16 protein-coding genes are annotated in these 15,364 nt (G+C 58.9%); 9 read left to right on the forward strand and 7 right to left on the reverse strand.

Translation table 11 applies throughout. From position 1 onward, the window contains the following. Positions 1-9 precede the first annotated feature (9 nt). The 5 genes from pncC to mltB all read right to left on the reverse strand — a co-directional run bounded on the left by pncC (position 10) and on the right by mltB (position 4,454). Positions 10-507, reverse strand: a complete 498-nt coding sequence (gene pncC, locus ACMGGX_RS05025) for a nicotinamide-nucleotide amidase (protein WP_023308944.1) — start codon at positions 505-507, stop codon at positions 10-12. 129 nt (positions 508-636) lie between these two features. Then, complete coding sequence (locus ACMGGX_RS05030; RefSeq protein ID WP_420298119.1) at positions 637-1,515, reverse strand: metal ABC transporter substrate-binding protein; 879 nt, start codon at positions 1,513-1,515, stop codon at positions 637-639. A 14-nt stretch (positions 1,516-1,529) separates the two neighbouring features. Beyond that, positions 1,530-2,390, reverse strand: a complete 861-nt coding sequence (locus ACMGGX_RS05035) for a metal ABC transporter permease (RefSeq protein WP_032660373.1) — start codon at positions 2,388-2,390, stop codon at positions 1,530-1,532. Beyond that, positions 2,387-3,040, reverse strand: coding sequence for a metal ABC transporter ATP-binding protein (locus tag ACMGGX_RS05040; RefSeq protein ID WP_420298120.1), 654 nt, complete (start codon positions 3,038-3,040; stop codon positions 2,387-2,389). Before ACMGGX_RS05040 ends, ACMGGX_RS05035 begins: the two co-directional genes overlap by 4 nt. Before the next feature lie 313 nt (positions 3,041-3,353). Beyond that, positions 3,354-4,454, reverse strand: a complete 1,101-nt coding sequence (gene mltB / locus ACMGGX_RS05045; RefSeq protein ID WP_194401188.1) for a lytic murein transglycosylase B — start codon at positions 4,452-4,454, stop codon at positions 3,354-3,356. Between the two features lie 252 nt (positions 4,455-4,706). Here mltB and srlA point away from each other — a divergent pair, with 252 nt between their 5' ends. The 7 genes from srlA (at position 4,707) to gutQ (ending at position 9,617) form a co-directional block, all read left to right on the forward strand. Further along, positions 4,707-5,270 carry a PTS glucitol/sorbitol transporter subunit IIC gene (srlA, locus tag ACMGGX_RS05050; protein WP_003862164.1) on the forward strand — a complete coding sequence of 188 codons (564 nt, stop codon included), beginning with the start codon at positions 4,707-4,709 and terminating at the stop codon, positions 5,268-5,270. Continuing rightward, positions 5,267-6,226, forward strand: a complete 960-nt coding sequence (srlE, locus tag ACMGGX_RS05055; protein WP_023308950.1) for a PTS glucitol/sorbitol transporter subunit IIB — start codon at positions 5,267-5,269, stop codon at positions 6,224-6,226. The genes srlA and srlE overlap by 4 nt, the downstream gene beginning before the upstream one ends. Before the next feature lie 12 nt (positions 6,227-6,238). Beyond that, positions 6,239-6,601: a PTS glucitol/sorbitol transporter subunit IIA gene (srlB, locus tag ACMGGX_RS05060; RefSeq protein ID WP_023308951.1), complete on the forward strand. Its 363-nt coding sequence runs from the start codon at positions 6,239-6,241 to the stop codon at positions 6,599-6,601. Between the two features lie 14 nt (positions 6,602-6,615). Then, positions 6,616-7,395, forward strand: a complete 780-nt coding sequence (gene srlD, locus ACMGGX_RS05065) for a sorbitol-6-phosphate dehydrogenase (protein WP_023294411.1) — start codon at positions 6,616-6,618, stop codon at positions 7,393-7,395. A gap of 67 nt (positions 7,396-7,462) precedes the next feature. Then, positions 7,463-7,822: a transcriptional regulator GutM gene (gutM, locus tag ACMGGX_RS05070; protein ID WP_023308952.1), complete on the forward strand. Its 360-nt coding sequence runs from the start codon at positions 7,463-7,465 to the stop codon at positions 7,820-7,822. Positions 7,823-7,885: 63 nt separating this feature from the next. Further along, positions 7,886-8,659, forward strand: coding sequence for a glucitol operon DNA-binding transcriptional repressor SrlR (gene srlR / locus ACMGGX_RS05075; RefSeq protein WP_181593738.1), 774 nt, complete (start codon positions 7,886-7,888; stop codon positions 8,657-8,659). Next, the gene (gutQ, locus tag ACMGGX_RS05080; RefSeq protein ID WP_058841091.1) at positions 8,652-9,617 is read left to right on the forward strand and encodes an arabinose-5-phosphate isomerase GutQ; all 966 of its coding nucleotides are present in this window, start codon (positions 8,652-8,654) and stop codon (positions 9,615-9,617) included. Before srlR ends, gutQ begins: the two co-directional genes overlap by 8 nt. Here the strand turns inward: gutQ and norR are convergent. Further along, the gene (gene norR, locus ACMGGX_RS05085) at positions 9,614-11,128 is read right to left on the reverse strand and encodes a nitric oxide reductase transcriptional regulator NorR (protein ID WP_348561860.1); all 1,515 of its coding nucleotides are present in this window, start codon (positions 11,126-11,128) and stop codon (positions 9,614-9,616) included. The genes gutQ and norR overlap by 4 nt on opposite strands. 186 nt (positions 11,129-11,314) lie before the next feature. Between norR and norV the strand changes: the two genes are divergently transcribed. Continuing rightward, a complete protein-coding gene (norV, locus tag ACMGGX_RS05090; RefSeq protein WP_420298121.1) occupies positions 11,315-12,760 on the forward strand; it encodes an anaerobic nitric oxide reductase flavorubredoxin in 1,446 nt (481 codons plus the stop codon). Then, a complete protein-coding gene (gene norW, locus ACMGGX_RS05095; RefSeq protein WP_420298122.1) occupies positions 12,757-13,890 on the forward strand; it encodes an NADH:flavorubredoxin reductase NorW in 1,134 nt (377 codons plus the stop codon). Before norV ends, norW begins: the two co-directional genes overlap by 4 nt. A gap of 450 nt (positions 13,891-14,340) precedes the next feature. Here norW and ACMGGX_RS05100 read toward each other — a convergent pair whose 3' ends face one another. Further along, on the reverse strand, positions 14,341-15,363 hold the full coding sequence (locus ACMGGX_RS05100; RefSeq protein ID WP_029742064.1) for a HoxN/HupN/NixA family nickel/cobalt transporter: 1,023 nt from the start codon (positions 15,361-15,363) through the stop codon (positions 14,341-14,343). Between the last annotated feature and the right edge of the window lies 1 nt (position 15,364).

Consider the following 15,364-nt stretch of genomic DNA (forward strand, 5'->3'; position numbering starts at 1 on the left):
CATACAGTATCAAGTGTTTTGTAGAAATTGTTGCCAGAGCGTTTTTAACGCATAAACGGTTGCCTGACGACGCACGCTTTCGCGATCGCCGCTGAAGCACTCCCGGCGGGTGATCCCTTCCCCTTTGGAGGTGGCGAACCCAAACCAGACGGTGCCGACAGGCTTCACGTCGCTGCCGCCGTCCGGGCCCGCAATGCCGCTAATGGAAATGGCGTAATCTGCGCGCGCCTCTTTGAGCGCGCCAATGGCCATCTCGATCACCACCGGTTCGCTGACCGCGCCATGCTGTTCAAGCGTGGACTCACGCACGCCAATCATCTGAGCTTTAGCTTCGTTACTGTAGGTCACAAAACCGCGTTCAAACCAGGCGGAACTGCCGGCAATATCGGTAATCGCTTTCGCCACCCAGCCGCCGGTGCAGGATTCCGCGGTGGTGATTGTCGCGCCACGCTGCTTCAGCGCAAGGCCAACGATCTCGCTAAGCTGCATCAATTCATGGTCAGTCATTCTCGCTCCAGGCATCAGAAAAACGTGCTGCACAAGATAGCACTTTCTCGTCAGATGTGGGGATGCACTTCAGGTTTTACGAGGGGGCTTCAGAAAAAAGCCGGTACGGACGCACCGGCGGTGGAAAGGTTATTTCATGCTCTCAGCGAGGGTGTTCACATTGTGGCGAAACGCCTTAACGTAGGTGTCAGCCACCCCACCTTTTGCCGACAGCGCTTCGGGGTAAAGCTCACCTCCGGGCTGTGCCCCCGTCGCCGATGCAATCTGTCTCACCAGACGCGGATCGAGCTGATTCTCCATGAACCAGGTTTTCACGCCGTCGGCTTTAATCTGATTGATAATCTCGGCGACCTGCGCCGCGCTGGCTTCACTCTCAGACGACAGCCCCTGCGGCGCCATAAACGTCACGCCGTAGGCGCGGCTGAAATAGCCGAACGCGTCATGGCTGGTCAGCACTTTACGCTTCGCCGACGGGATCTGGCTAAAGCGCGTTTTGGCCCAGTTATCCAGCTGGCTGAGCTGCGCGATATACGTTTTGCCAGAGGCTTCCAGCGCGGCTTTGTCATCCGGATCGGCTTTCACCAGCCCGTTCAGGATATTTTGTGCATAGAGCGCCCCGTTCGCCGCGCTGTTCCACGCGTGCGGATCGGTCACAGTCTTTCCATCTTCCTCAAGCGTGTGGGTTTTCACCCCAGTTGAGGCGACAACCAGTTGCCCTTTGAACCCGGAGGCTTTTACCAGACGATCAAGCCAGCCCTCCAGCCCCAGGCCGTTCACCACCACCACATCAGCCTTGCTCAGGGCCGCGCTGTCTTTCGGCGACGGTTCAAAGGTATGCGGATCGCCGTCCGGCCCGACCAGCGTCGTCACGTTCACATGGTCACCGCCTACCTCCTGCGTGATATCCCCCAGAATCGAAAAGCTGGTCACCACATTCAGCGTTTTCGCCATCACGCCGTGCGACATCATCCCCAGCGCGAGCGCCACTACAAATCCTGTACGTTTCATCGTTTCCCCTTGCGTTAAAAAAGCGCGCGCAGACTGCCAGCGAGCCTGCTTCGCGTACCCAATAAAATGGAAATAAAGAACAGCGCGCTGGCGGTGAGCACGATGGATGGCCCGGCCGGGAGGCTCATCGCCCAGGAGAGGCTCAACCCAAGCCATGCGCAGAAGATACCGCTGATACCCGCCATCAGGAGTAACGCAGGTAACGTGCGCACCCAGCAGCGTGCCGCCACGGCCGGAAGCATCATCAGCCCGACGGCCATCAGCGTGCCGAGCACCTGAAAACCGGCCACCAGGTTAAGCACCAGCAGCGCAAGAAAAAGTCCGTGCAGCAACCCAGGCAGCCAGCGGGCGTTCACCTGAAGCCAGGCAGTATCAAACGCTTCTGTGACCAGCCCGCGATAAAACAGCGCCAGCGTGATAAGGGTGAACATACACACGCCCGTAACAAACAGCGCGGCGTCGTTGTCCACGGCGAGGATAGAGCCAAACAGCAGATGCAGCAGATCGACATTCGACCCGCGCAGCGATACCAGCGTAACCCCCAGCGCCAGCGAGCCAAGATAAAACCCGGCAAAGCTGGCATCTTCTTTCAGCGGCGTGCGTCGACTGACCAGTCCGGCCAGCAGCGCCACGGTAATTCCCGCGATAAAACCGCCAATACTCATCGCCAGCAACGACATACCGCTGAGCAAATACCCCACGGCGACACCCGGCAAAATGGCGTGAGAAAGGGCGTCACCCATCAGGCTCATCCGACGCAGCTGAAGAAACACGCCGAGCGCGGTGGTGCTGACGGAGAGCGCCAGGCAAACCACCAGCGCGCGACGCATAAAGCCGTACTCAATAAACGGCTGAAAAAAGAGATGCCAGATCATGCCACCCTCACCCGCTCGGTTTTCCACTGGGGAACGTCAGCGTCCAGCCGCAGCGTCTGTGGGAAATGGCGCGACACGCGTTCGCTGTCGTGCAGTACCGCGAGCAGCGTTTGCCCCTGCATATACATCTCCAGCATCAAATCCATCAGCACGCTGCAGGTGGCTTCATCGACCCCGGTAAAGGGTTCATCCAGCATCACCAGCGGCGCCTGCTGCACCAGGACGCGGGCAAACAGCATGCGCTGAAACTGACCGCCGGAGAGTTCATCGATGGTGGATAACGCCATGGACTCAAGCCCGACGCGCTCAAGTGCGCCGGCAATGCGCAGCCGCGTTTCGCGACGAAACCCGGAAAAAAGCGAAATGCCCGGCCAGCAGCCCATGCTTACTACGTCCTGTACGGTCAGCGGAAACTGCGCCTCCAGCGCGTGACGCTGTGCCAGCCAGCCGATTACCGGTCGCTTACCCTGCCAGCGGAAGCCGCCGCTGACGGGAGGAATAAACCCCGCCAGCGTTTTCAGCAGCGTGGATTTCCCGCAGCCGTTAGCGCCGATAATGGCGGTCATGCTGCCGCGTTCAATGGCCCCCGAGAGGGGCCGCGTAACGGGCTGGCGTTCATACCCCGCGACCAGTTCGTTCATCACGATCATGGCAATGCCACCGCCCAGCGCACGGCCAGCCCGATAAAGACAACAAGCACCAGCGCCAGCAAAAGCCGAACCAGAGCAGACAGAGAAAAAAGGGACGTTGACATGTCGACACCGCATTAAATGTTATAACATAACAATAATGAAAGGCGGTTAAGATGTAAATGGCGGGTTTGAAAAGGGAGTGTGGCGAAATGTTTCTGAAGAATTTCCCTCTCCCGTGGGAGAGGGTCAGGGTGAGGGCATCAGGCCGCACCGTGCGTGCAGCCATGCCGGGTGGCGGCGTTGCCTTACCCGGCCTACCCGTCTGAGCAACTTACTGACTAAACGGAGACGCCGCAGGAACGCGCGCCTGAGACACCGCCAGCCCCAGCTGCCATACTGCCATCGCATAGTGAGTGCTGTGGTTATAGCGGGTGATGGCGTAGAAGTTCGGCAGACCGTACCAGTACTGATAGCCCGTACCGACATCCAGACGCAGCAGGCTTGCCTGTTGCGCGTTGCCCAGCGGCTGCGTTGGCGTTAGGCCTGCAGCTGCCAGCTGCGAAATGCTGTAGTTGGTTTTGAAGCCGTTTTCCAGCCCCGGCGCCTGACCGTTCGCCTGCACCGCCACCTGGCCGCCCGGCACCCAGCCGTGCGCTTTGAAGTAGTTCGCCACGCTGCCGATGGCATCTACCGGATCCCACAGGTTGATATGACCATCCCCGTTAAAGTCGACGGCATATTGTTTATAGGAGGACGGCATAAACTGGCCGTAGCCCATCGCGCCGGCAAACGACCCTTTCAGATCGAGCGGATCGTCCTGCTCGCTGCGCGCCATCAGCAGGAAGGTTTCCAGCTCGGAAGAGAAGTACTCCGCACGGCGCGGGTAGTTGAAGGAGAGCGTCGCCAGCGCATCCAGGATGCGGGTTTTACCCATCACGCGGCCCCAGCGGGTTTCCACGCCGATGATCCCGACGATGATTTCAGGCGGTACGCCGTACACCTGCCACGCGCGGTTGAGCGCATCTTCATACTGATTCCAGAACACTACGCCGTTTTGCACGTTGTCCGGGGTAATAAACTGTTTGCGATAGCGCAGCCACGCGCCGTTCGGCCCGCTCGGCACCTGGGCGGTTGGTGCCTGCCTGTCCATCAGGCGCAGCACGTAGTCCAGACGCTTGGCCTGAGACAAAATTTCGTGCAGCTGCTGTCTGTCAAAGCCGTGTTTGCTCACCATTTTATCGATGAACTGCTCGGCCGCCGGGTTATTCGCGAAGTCGCCGCCCATCTGCATCATATTGTGCTGCGGCTCCAGCAGGAATCCTCCGGAAGGCGCGCCCGCCGTTTGCTGAACGGCTTCGGTCTTAGGTTTGCTACTACAGGCAGACAGCAGAATAAGCGCAGGCAACAGCGCTGCATAACGACGCTTGAACATGAGACATCCATTTAACGGGTTCGATAAGAACCCAGTATGGTAAAGCATCCGCAACACCTCAAGGAAGCGGTACGCGCCTCCCCCACGCAAATCCGCGCTTTTTTCCACCGAAAATCATTCCCCCCACCAATAAACTTTCAAAATAATCCTTTTTTCTTTCATTGTGAGATCCAATTAACACTTTAAAACCTTTCAAAGTGATTATTATTAGCCCTGTCAGACAAAAACAAAAAAGACCCACAGGAGAGAAGAATGATAGAAACCATCACCCACGGCGCCGAGTGGTTCATCGGGCTGTTTCAGAAAGGCGGAGAAGTGTTCACCGGCATGGTGACCGGGATCCTGCCCCTGCTGATCAGCCTGCTGGTGATCATGAACGCGCTGATCAACTTTATCGGCCAGCAGCGCATTGAACGCTTCGCCCAGCGCTGTGCCGGGAATCCGCTGTCCCGCTACCTGATACTGCCGTTCATCGGTACCTTCGTGTTCTGCAACCCGATGACCTTAAGCCTCGGTCGCTTCATGCCGGAAAAGTACAAGCCGAGCTACTACGCCGCCGCCTCCTACAGCTGCCATTCGATGAACGGCCTGTTCCCGCACATTAACCCCGGCGAGCTGTTTGTTTATCTCGGGATCGCCAGCGGCCTCACCACCCTTGGCCTGCCGCTCGGCCCGCTGGCGGTGAGCTACCTGCTGGTTGGCCTGGTCACCAACTTCTTCCGCGGCTGGGTGACCGACCTCACCACCGCCATTTTTGAGAAAAAAATGGGCATCCAGCTTGAACAGAAAGTCCATCTTTCAGGAGCCACAGCATGAACCGGATCCGCATTGAGAAAGGCACGGGCGGCTGGGGCGGCCCGCTGGAGTTCGACGCCACCGAAGGCAAAAAGATCGTCTACATCACCGCAGGCACGCGCCCGGCGATCGTCGACAGGCTGCGCGAGCTGACCGGCTGGGAAGCGGTCGACGGCTTCAAGGAAGGCGAGCCGCCGGAGGCGGAAATCGGCGTGGCGGTGATCGACTGCGGCGGCACGCTGCGCTGCGGTATCTATCCGAAGCGCCGCATTCCGACGGTGAATATTCACTCCACCGGAAAATCCGGCCCGCTGGCGCAGTACATCCTTGAGGACATTTATGTCTCAGGCGTGAAGGAGGACAACATCACGCTGGTGAATGGCACTGCCGCGCCGCAAAAAGCGGCCCCGCGCGAGTACGACACCAGCAAGAAAATCACCGAACAGAGCGACGGCCTGCTGGCGAAGGTCGGGATGGGCATGGGGTCCGCCGTGGCGGTGCTGTTCCAGTCCGGGCGCGACACCATCGACACGGTGCTGAAAACCATTCTGCCGTTTATGGCATTCGTCTCGGCGCTGATCGGCATCATCATGGCGTCCGGCCTGGGCGACTGGATTGCCCACGGCCTCGCCCCGCTCGCGAGCCACCCGCTCGGGCTGGTGACGCTGGCGCTGATCTGCTCCTTCCCGCTGCTGTCGCCGTTCCTCGGCCCTGGCGCGGTGATTGCCCAGGTCATCGGCGTGCTGATTGGCGTGCAGATTGGTCTGGGGAACATTCCCCCACACCTCGCCCTGCCCGCCCTGTTCGCCATTAACGCCCAGGCGGCGTGCGACTTCATCCCCGTAGGGCTGTCGCTGGCCGAAGCGCGCCAGGACACCGTGCGCGTGGGCGTGCCGTCGGTGCTGGTGAGCCGCTTCCTGACGGGCGCGCCGACGGTGCTGATTGCCTGGTTTGTCTCCGGCTTTATTTATCAATAAGAGGTTCCTGCGATGACCGTGATTTACCAGACCACCATTACCCGCATCGGCCAGAGCGCGGCTGACGCGCTGAGCGACCAGATGCTGATCACCTTCCGCGAAGGCGCCCCGGCGGATATCGAAGAGTTTTGTTTTATCCACTGCCACGGCGAGCTGAAGGGCGAGCTGAAGGCCGGGAGCCAGCTTGAGCTGGGCGAGGCGCGCTATGCCGTCACCGCCGTCGGCGACGTCGCCGAGCAAAACCTGCGCGAGCTGGGGCACATCACCCTGCGTTTCGACGGCCAGCCGCAGGCCGAATATCCCGGCACTGTTCACGTGGCGGGCCCGGTTCCGCAGGCTGTCACCCCAGGCTGCACGTTAAAATTTGTTGCGTAATTAAGGAGAAACACATGAGTCAGGTTGCCGTTGTCATTGGTGGAGGACAAACCTTAGGCGAGTTCCTCTGCCGTGGGCTTGCCGCAGAGGGCTACCGCGTGGCGGTAGTGGACATTCAGAGTGAAAAAGCCGCCCGCGTGGCGGACACCATTAACACCGAGTTTGGCGAAGGGATGGCGTACGGGTTTGGTGCCGACGCCACCAGCGAGCAGAGCGTGATGGCGCTGGCCCGCGGCGTGGACGAGATTTTTGGGCGTACCGACCTGCTGGTCTACAGCGCGGGGATTGCGAAAGCGGCCTTTATCAGCGATTTCGAGCTGGGGGACTTTGACCGCTCGCTGCAGGTGAATCTGGTGGGCTATTTCCTCTGCGCCCGCGAGTTTTCCCGTCTGATGATCCGCGACGGCATTCAGGGGCGCATCATTCAGATCAACTCCAAATCAGGGAAAGTGGGCAGCAAGCACAACTCCGGCTACAGCGCGGCGAAGTTTGGCGGCGTGGGGCTGACGCAGTCTCTGGCGCTGGATCTGGCCGAGTACGGCATTACCGTGCACTCGCTGATGCTGGGTAACCTGCTGAAATCGCCGATGTTTCAGTCCCTGCTGCCGCAGTATGCCACCAAGCTCGGCATCAAGGCTGAGGAAGTGGAGCAGTACTACATCGATAAAGTGCCGCTGAAGCGCGGGTGCGATTATCAGGACGTGCTGAACATGCTGCTGTTTTACGCCAGCCCGAAAGCCTCGTACTGCACCGGGCAGTCGATTAACGTGACGGGTGGGCAGGTCATGTTCTGATCGAGCGGCCTGATGCCCTCACCCTAACCCTCTCCCACCGGGAGAGGGAACAAAACAAGGAGTCGATATGGTTACCGCACTCATCACCGTCGCCGCCCTCGCCTGGATCTGCCAGATGGCGTTTGGCGGCTGGCAGATCCACCAGTTTAACCGCGCGTTTGACGCGCTGTGTCAGAAAGGTCGCGTCGGGGTCGGGCGTTCCGGCGGACGCTTCAAACCGCGAGTCGTCGTCGCCGTTGCGCTGGATGAAAACAATCACGTCTGCGATTCCCTCATCATGCGCGGCATGACCGTCTTCGCCCGTCCGGCGAAAATCCAGGCGATCAACGGCATTTCGCTGCAGGAATTACGGCCTGATGTGATCTTTCCCCATGATCCACTCTGTCAGAATGCACTATCATTAGCGCTTAATCTGAAACATGGATAATTTCGTTGTGAAAGCTATAGACTTGCGAAATTATCATTTCGCAACCTAAGGAACGAAGCGCCTATGAAACCTCGTCAGCGGCAGGCGGCCATTCTCGAGCATCTGCAAAAGCAGGGAAAATGCTCGGTAGAGGATCTGGCCCACTACTTTGACACCACCGGCACGACAATACGCAAGGACCTGGTATTGCTCGAAAACTCTGGCGCCGTCATTCGAACCTACGGCGGCGTGGTGCTCAATAAGGACGAAGCGGACCCGCCTATCGACCACAAAACGCTGATCAATACTCACCAGAAAGCGCTGATTGCCGAAGCCGCCGTCAAATTTATCCACGATGGCGATTCCATCATTCTGGATGCAGGCAGCACCGTCCTGCAGATGATCCCGCTGCTCAGCCGCTTTAACAACATCACGGTGATGACCAACAGCCTGCACATCGTCAACGCCCTGTCGGAGTTCGACAGCGAGCAGACCATCCTGATGCCCGGCGGCACCTTCCGCAAAAAATCGGCGTCGTTTCACGGCCAGCTGGCGGAGAATGCCTTCGACCAGTTCAGCTTTGATAAACTCTTTATGGGCACCGACGGCATCGACCTGAATGCGGGCGTTACGACGTTCAACGAGGTGTTCAGCGTCAGTAAAGCGATGTGCAACGCCGCGCGGGAAGTGATTTTGATGGCAGACTCGTCGAAGTTTGGCCGCAAAAGCCCCAACATTGTCTGTAGCCTTGAAAGCGTTGATAAGCTGATTACCGACGCGGGTATCGACCCGGCGTTCAAGAAAGCGCTGGAAGAGAAAGGAATCGACGTGATCGTAACCGGAGAGAGAGATGAGTGATTTTCTGTTAGAAACGGGCCGCCAGACGCTGATGCTGGAACTGCAGGAAGCCAGCCGCCTGCCGGAACGTCTGGGCGAGGATTTTGTCCGCGCCGCCAACACCATTATCCACTGCGAAGGCAAAGTGATCGTGGCGGGCATCGGTAAATCCGGCCATATCGGCAAAAAGATTGCCGCGACCCTCGCGAGCACCGGCACCCCGGCGTTTTTTGTGCATCCGGCAGAGGCGCTGCACGGCGATCTGGGGATGATTGAAAGCCGCGACGTGATGCTGTTTATCTCCTACTCCGGTTCGGCCAAAGAGCTGGATCTGATTATTCCGCGCCTGCAGGAGAAATCGGTCGCCCTGCTGGCGATGACCGGCAAATCACGCTCGCCGCTGGCGCTGGCCGCCAAGGCGACGCTGGATATTTCCGTTGAGCGTGAAGCCTGTCCGATGCACCTCGCTCCGACCTCCAGCACCGTTAACACCCTAATGATGGGCGACGCGCTGGCAATGGCGGTGATGCAGGCGCGCGGCTTTAACGAAGAAGATTTCGCCCGTTCGCATCCGGCGGGCGCGCTCGGCGCACGCCTGCTCAACAAGGTTCACCACCTGATGCGCACCGACGATGCCATTCCGCAGGTCAAACTCGATACCAGCGTCATGGACGCGATGCTGGAACTCAGCCGCACCGGTCTGGGGCTGGTAGCGGTGTGCGATGACAGCGGGAGCGTTAAGGGCGTGTTCACCGACGGCGACCTGCGCCGCTGGCTGGTGGGCGGCGGCAGGCTGGAAACCAAAGTGTCGGACGCCATGACCAAAGGCGGGCTGACGCTCAACGCCGAGAGCCGCGCCATTGAAGCCAAAGAGGTGCTGATGAAGCGCAAAATCACCGCCGCACCGGTGGTGGATGACGCTGGCAGGCTGTGCGGCGCCATCAACCTGCAGGATTTCTATCAGGCCGGCATTATCTAACCCTTCAGTCCCAGACGCTTCGCCAGCCTGTGCAGGTTGGCGACGTCCATCTCCAGCGCCCGCGCGCACGCCGCCCAGCTGCGGTTATTCTGCTCCAGCGCGCGGGTAATCATCTGACGCTGAAACGCCTCAGTGGCTTCGCGCAGATTTTCATTCACCGTTTCTGGTAGAGCCTGGGCGATTGCCGGTGCGGTTTCATCCTGCAGCGCAAAATGCCGCGCGTGGATCACCACTTCGTCACCCGAACGCGTCGCCCGCGCCAGCACCACCGCGCGGTGAATCGCATGCTCCAGCTCGCGCACGTTGCCCGGCCAGCCGTAGCTCAGCAGATGCGACCTCGCCCCCGGGCTCAGCACCACGCGGGAAAGCCCCATCCTGAGACGGCACTGCTCGCAGAAAAAGCCCGCCAGCAGCACCACGTCGTCCCCGCGCTCGCGCAGCGGCGGCACGGTAAGCGGGAACACGCTCAGGCGATGGAACAGGTCGGCGCGGAACTGCCCTGCCACCACCGCTTCACGCAGGTCACGGTTCGTTGCCGCCAGCACGCGAACGTCCACTCTGTGGCTTCGGTCATCCCCCACGCGCTGGATGTCGCCGTACTGCAAAACGCGCAGCAGCTTGGCCTGCAGCGACAGGGAAAGCTCGCCAATTTCATCCAGAAACAGCGTGCCGTTATCGGCCATTTCGAACTTGCCGCTGCGGTTGCTGATGGCCCCGGTAAACGCCCCTTTAACGTGACCAAACAGCTCGCTTTCCGCCACGCTTTCCGGCAGCGCGGCGCAGTTGAGGTACACCAGCGGGTTCACCGCGCGCGGCGACGCTTCGTGAATGGACTTCGCGACCAGCTCCTTGCCGGTGCCGGTTTCCCCGAAGATCAGCACGTTTAAATCTGAGGCGGCAACGATCTCAATCTCTTTTTTGAGCTGCGCCATGCCCGGAGAAAGGCCGATCATCTCCGTGTGCGTCACCTGCTCAAACGCCGCCGGGCTGCCGGGAAGAATGTTCTGGCTCTCCAGCTGTTCAATCAGCAGGGCATTGTTCAGCGCCCCGGCGGCCAGGGCGGCAATCAGGCGCAGCTCTTCGTCGCTAAAGGTGTCGAACTGGTCCGGCGACAGGCCGTCGAGGGTCAGTGCGCCAATCAGGTTTTGTCCGGCAAACAGCGGCAGGCCGATACAGGCGTGAACCTTCAGGCTCTCCTGTCCGGGAATAAGCCCGTCGTACGGGTCGGGCAGATCGCTGTCCGCCGGGAAACGCACCACGTCACCCGCACGGGCGATAGTCTCCAGACGCGGATGCCCTTCGAGGGTAAAGCGCCGTCCGAGCACGTCCTTCGCCAGCCCGTCGATAGCCAGCGGAATAAACTGCCGCCCCTCGTAGCGCAGCAGCGCGGACGCATCGCACTCAAGCACGTGGCGCAGCGTGGAGATCAGCCGCTGAAAGCGGTCCTGATGGCCGATACCGGTCTGCAGCTCAATGGCGATCTTCGCCAGCACGTCTACGGAAAAGCTCATAGTGACCTCGCTGTCATTTTGACAATGAATATTGTCATATTGACACTAATCTTGATAGTCATAATGACTACCCATTACGGATCATAAAAATATTAATTAATTAAAATCAATAAATTAAAAACTGGCACGCAACTTGATATAGGCAAAACATCTTATTTGAAAATGCTGTATTACGTAGAGGTTGCTATGTCTATTCTGGTTAAAAATAACATTCATTGGGTGGGTCAACGTGACTGGGAAGTGCGCGATTTCCACGGGACGGAATACAAAACGCTGCGCGGCAGCAGCTACAACAGCTATCTCATCCGCGAAGGGAAAAACGTGCTGATCGACACCGTCGATCACAAGTTCAGCCGCGAGTTCGTGCAGAACCTGCGCAGTGAAATCGACCTGGACGCCATCGACTACATCATCATCAACCACGCGGAAGAGGACCACGCCGGCGCGCTGACCGAGCTGATGTCTTACATCCCGAACACGCCTATCTACTGCACCACCAACGCCATCGACTCGATCAACGGCCACCACCACCATCCGGAGTGGAACTTCCACACCGTGAAAACCGGCGACGCGCTGGATATCGGCAACGGCAAGCAGCTGATCTTTGTGGAAACGCCGATGCTGCACTGGCCGGACAGCATGATGACCTACATGACCGGCGACGCGGTGCTGTTCAGCAACGACGCCTTCGGCCAGCACTACTGCGACGAGCGCCTGTTCAATGACGAAGTGGACCAGACCGAACTCTTCGAGCAGTGCCAGCGCTACTACGCCAACATTCTGACCCCGTTCAGCCGCCTGGTGACGCCAAAAATCACCGAGATCCTCGGCTTCAACCTGCCGGTGGACATGATTGCCACCTCCCACGGCGTGGTATGGCGTGAAAATCCAACCCAGATTGTGGAGCTCTACCTGAAATGGGCGGCGGACTATCAGGAAGATCGCATCACGATTTTCTACGACACCATGTCCAACAACACCCGCATGATGGCGGACGCCATAGCCCAGGGCATCAACGAAGTGGACCCGAACGTGGCGGTGAAAATCTTCAACGTGGCGCGCAGCGATAAGAACGAAATCCTCACCAACGTCTTCCGCTCTAAAGGGGTGCTGGTGGGCACCTCCACCATGAACAACGTGATGATGCCGAAAATTGCCGGTCTGGTGGAAGAGATGACCGGCCTGCGTTTTCGCAACAAGCGCGCCAGCGCCTTTGGCTCCCACGGCTGGAGCGGCGGCGCGGTAGACCGTCTCTCCACCCGTTTACAGGATGCGGGTTTTGAGATGTCCATGAGCCTGAAGGCCAAATGGCGGCCGGATATCGACGCGCTCGAAATCTGCCGCCAGCACGGCCGCGACATTGCACGTCAGTGGGCGCTCGCACCGCTTCCGCAAGCTGCCAAACCAACCGAACAGCAGGAAGCCTGCGCCTGTGCCGCCGCAGCCGCCGCCGATCTCGGCCCGCGCATGCAGTGCAGCGTCTGCCAGTGGATCTACGACCCGGCGCTGGGCGAGCCGCTGCAGGACGTTGCGCCGGGCACGCCGTGGAGTGACGTGCCGGACAACTTCCTCTGCCCGGAATGTTCACTCGGTAAAGACGTCTTTGACGAACTGGGTACGGAGGCAAAATGAACAACGGTATCGTCATCATCGGCTCGGGCTTTGCCGCCCGCCAGCTGGTGAAAAACATCCGCAAGCAGGACGCCAGCGTGCCGCTGACGGTGATTGCCGCCGACAGCATGGACGAGTACAACAAGCCCGATCTAAGCCACGTCATTAGCCAGAATCAGCGCGCCGAAGACCTCACCCGCCAAACGGCGGGGGAGTTCGCGGAACAGTTTAACCTGCGCCTGTTCCCGTACACCTGGGTCACCGACATCGACGCTGCCGCCCACGTGGTGAAAGCAAAAGAGAAAACCTGGCAGTACGACAGACTGGTGCTGGCCACGGGTGCCTCTGCGTTTGTGCCGCCGGTTGAAGGCCGCGAGCTGACGATCACCCTCAACAGCCAGCAGGAGTATCAGGCCAGCGAAACGGCGCTTCGCGACGCACAGCGCGTGATGATTGTCGGCGGCGGGCTGATAGGCACCGAGCTGGCGATGGATTTCTGCCGGGCGGGTAAATCCGTGACTCTGGTCGACCGCGCGGCGAGCATTCTGTCGTCGCTGATGCCAGCAGAAGTAAGCAGTCGCTTACAGCATCGCCTGACCGACATGGGGGTGCATCTGCTGTTGAAATCGCAGCTGCAAAGCCTGAGCAAAACCGAAGGCGGCATTCGTGCCACGCTCGACTGCAGCCGCAGCGTTGAGGTGGATGTGGTAATCGCGGCAACGGGCCTGCGCCCGGAAACCGCGCTGGCGCATCGCGCAGGCGCCGAAATACAGCGTGGCGTGAAGGTAAATAGCTACCTGCAAACCACGCAACCTGATATTTACGCGTTAGGTGACTGCGCGGAAATTAACGGTCAGGTACTGCCCTTTTTACAGCCAATTCAATTAAGCGCGATGTATCTGGCGAAAAACCTGCTCGGCGGCAGCGCGCCGCTGAAATTACCCGCCATGCTGATTAAAGTCAAAACGCCGGAATTACCGCTGCATCTTGCCGGTGAAACTCAGCGTCAGGATCTGAACTGGAAAATTACCCTCGAACCGCAGGGAATGGTCGCGCGCGGCGCGGATAACGAGGGTCAGATTCGCGCTTTTGTGGTTAGTGAAGACCGGATGAAGGAGGCTTTCGCTCTGCTGAAGCTGTTACCTGCTTAACCCTCTCATTGCCGGGCGGCGCTTCATTTACCCGTCCAACAACGAGTCTACGCAGAGTTAACCTTTGAATTTTATTATTCACCGCCCCGATATTCTGGGGCTTTTTCTTACGCATTCTATTCATCAAATAAATGCAAAGTAGATATATCATCGCCATCAATCCATTATTTATTATTTTCGTAAATGCCTTAATATGAAAAAGCTTAAAAGCATCATCCAGTTTTATTATTGGCAGCCAACTCAGTCTTAAAAGACATCATCAGCAGGAGGCGAATCATGGCGAATTTTTATAAATAACTCAATTATCTTTCTCGTTATTTCACACAAGCGAAGAATGCGGAATATATTTATTCCGCAAAAGTTCTACATTTTCAGCATCTTTTTTATCGGTATGCCGCTATGCGCCAGCCATTGAGGAAGTCGCGGAGGTTGCGCCGTGCAGGAGCCGGTTCAGGAACGTACCACCAGCGCGTCGTAGCCGCGCCAGCGGTAGTTGACCATGGAGATCAGCCAGCAGGCGACAAACAGCCCGACCACCACAAACCCGGCGTTGCCCAGGTTGTCGTTTACCGCGCCAATCAGATCCCACACGCCGCCGCTGAGGGCAAATTTGTCCATCAGCAGACCCAGCGCTTCCAGCCCGCCGATAAACAGCGCCACCACCACGGAGGTGCCGGTGATGGTCATGTTGTAGTAGAGCTTGCGCTGCGGCTTGTTGAACGCCCAGCCGTAGGCACCGACCATCAACAGGTTATCGAGGGTATCCACCAGCGCCATGCCGCTGGCGAAGAGCGCCGGGAAGACCATGATTGACCACACCGACATCCCGCTTGACGCGCTGGCGGCAGAGATCCCCAGCACGCCAATCTCGGTAGCCGTGTCAAAGCCGAGGCCAAACAGGAAACCGACCAGGTACATCTGCCAGCTTTTATTCACCAGGCGGAAGGTTTTGCCAAACAGCCAGTTCATGACGCCGCCCTGGGCAGGGAGCGTGATGTCGCCCTGCACGGGCCTGCCCTGTTTCAGCGCCTGAAAACTGCGCCAGACGCCGCGCAGGATCACCATGTTCACCAGCGCCATCGCCAGCAGGAAGGTGGCGGAAACGGCGGTGCCAATCAGGCTGCCGGTTTCGTGGAACCACTCCATGTTTTTCTGAAACGCCGTCGCGGTCGCGGCGATAGCAATGGAGGCCAGCACCACGATGGTGGAGTGCCCCAGCGAGAACCACGCCCCCACGCCGGACGGACGTTTGCCCTGCTGCATCATCTTACGCGTCACGGTATCAATGGCCGCGATGTGGTCAGCGTCCACCGCGTGACGTAGCCCGTAGCACCACGCCAGCAGGCTGGCGGCCATCAGCGCCGTGCTGCCGCTAAAAGCGTGCCATGCCCATCCCCAGGCCAGCAGGTTTGCCATTACCAGAGCCAGCAGCAGAAGCGCGGCGCGAGGTTCATTGCGTAAGAGTCGTAACATT

The organism is Enterobacter sp. BNK-29, from assembly GCF_048684785.1.
Classification (GTDB): Bacteria; Pseudomonadota; Gammaproteobacteria; order Enterobacterales; family Enterobacteriaceae; genus Enterobacter; species Enterobacter cloacae_M.

Bases quoted from the DNA above. Each gene is read 5' to 3' on its own strand.
- pncC (WP_023308944.1), bottom strand. From the start codon at position 507: ATGACTGACCATGAATTGATGCAGCTTAGCGAGATCGTTGGCCTTGCG.
- ACMGGX_RS05030 (WP_420298119.1), bottom strand. From the start codon at position 1,515: ATGAAACGTACAGGATTTGTAGTGGCGCTCGCGCTGGGGATGATGTCG.
- ACMGGX_RS05035 (WP_032660373.1), bottom strand. From the start codon at position 2,390: ATGATCTGGCATCTCTTTTTTCAGCCGTTTATTGAGTACGGCTTTATG.
- ACMGGX_RS05040 (WP_420298120.1), bottom strand. From the start codon at position 3,040: ATGATCGTGATGAACGAACTGGTCGCGGGGTATGAACGCCAGCCCGTT.
- mltB (WP_194401188.1), bottom strand. From the start codon at position 4,454: ATGTTCAAGCGTCGTTATGCAGCGCTGTTGCCTGCGCTTATTCTGCTG.
- srlA (WP_003862164.1), top strand. From the start codon at position 4,707: ATGATAGAAACCATCACCCACGGCGCCGAGTGGTTCATCGGGCTGTTT.
- srlE (WP_023308950.1), top strand. From the start codon at position 5,267: ATGAACCGGATCCGCATTGAGAAAGGCACGGGCGGCTGGGGCGGCCCG.
- srlB (WP_023308951.1), top strand. From the start codon at position 6,239: ATGACCGTGATTTACCAGACCACCATTACCCGCATCGGCCAGAGCGCG.
- srlD (WP_023294411.1), top strand. From the start codon at position 6,616: ATGAGTCAGGTTGCCGTTGTCATTGGTGGAGGACAAACCTTAGGCGAG.
- gutM (WP_023308952.1), top strand. From the start codon at position 7,463: ATGGTTACCGCACTCATCACCGTCGCCGCCCTCGCCTGGATCTGCCAG.
- srlR (WP_181593738.1), top strand. From the start codon at position 7,886: ATGAAACCTCGTCAGCGGCAGGCGGCCATTCTCGAGCATCTGCAAAAG.
- gutQ (WP_058841091.1), top strand. From the start codon at position 8,652: ATGAGTGATTTTCTGTTAGAAACGGGCCGCCAGACGCTGATGCTGGAA.
- norR (WP_348561860.1), bottom strand. From the start codon at position 11,128: ATGAGCTTTTCCGTAGACGTGCTGGCGAAGATCGCCATTGAGCTGCAG.
- norV (WP_420298121.1), top strand. From the start codon at position 11,315: ATGTCTATTCTGGTTAAAAATAACATTCATTGGGTGGGTCAACGTGAC.
- norW (WP_420298122.1), top strand. From the start codon at position 12,757: ATGAACAACGGTATCGTCATCATCGGCTCGGGCTTTGCCGCCCGCCAG.
- ACMGGX_RS05100 (WP_029742064.1), bottom strand. From the start codon at position 15,363: ATGTTACGACTCTTACGCAATGAACCTCGCGCCGCGCTTCTGCTGCTG.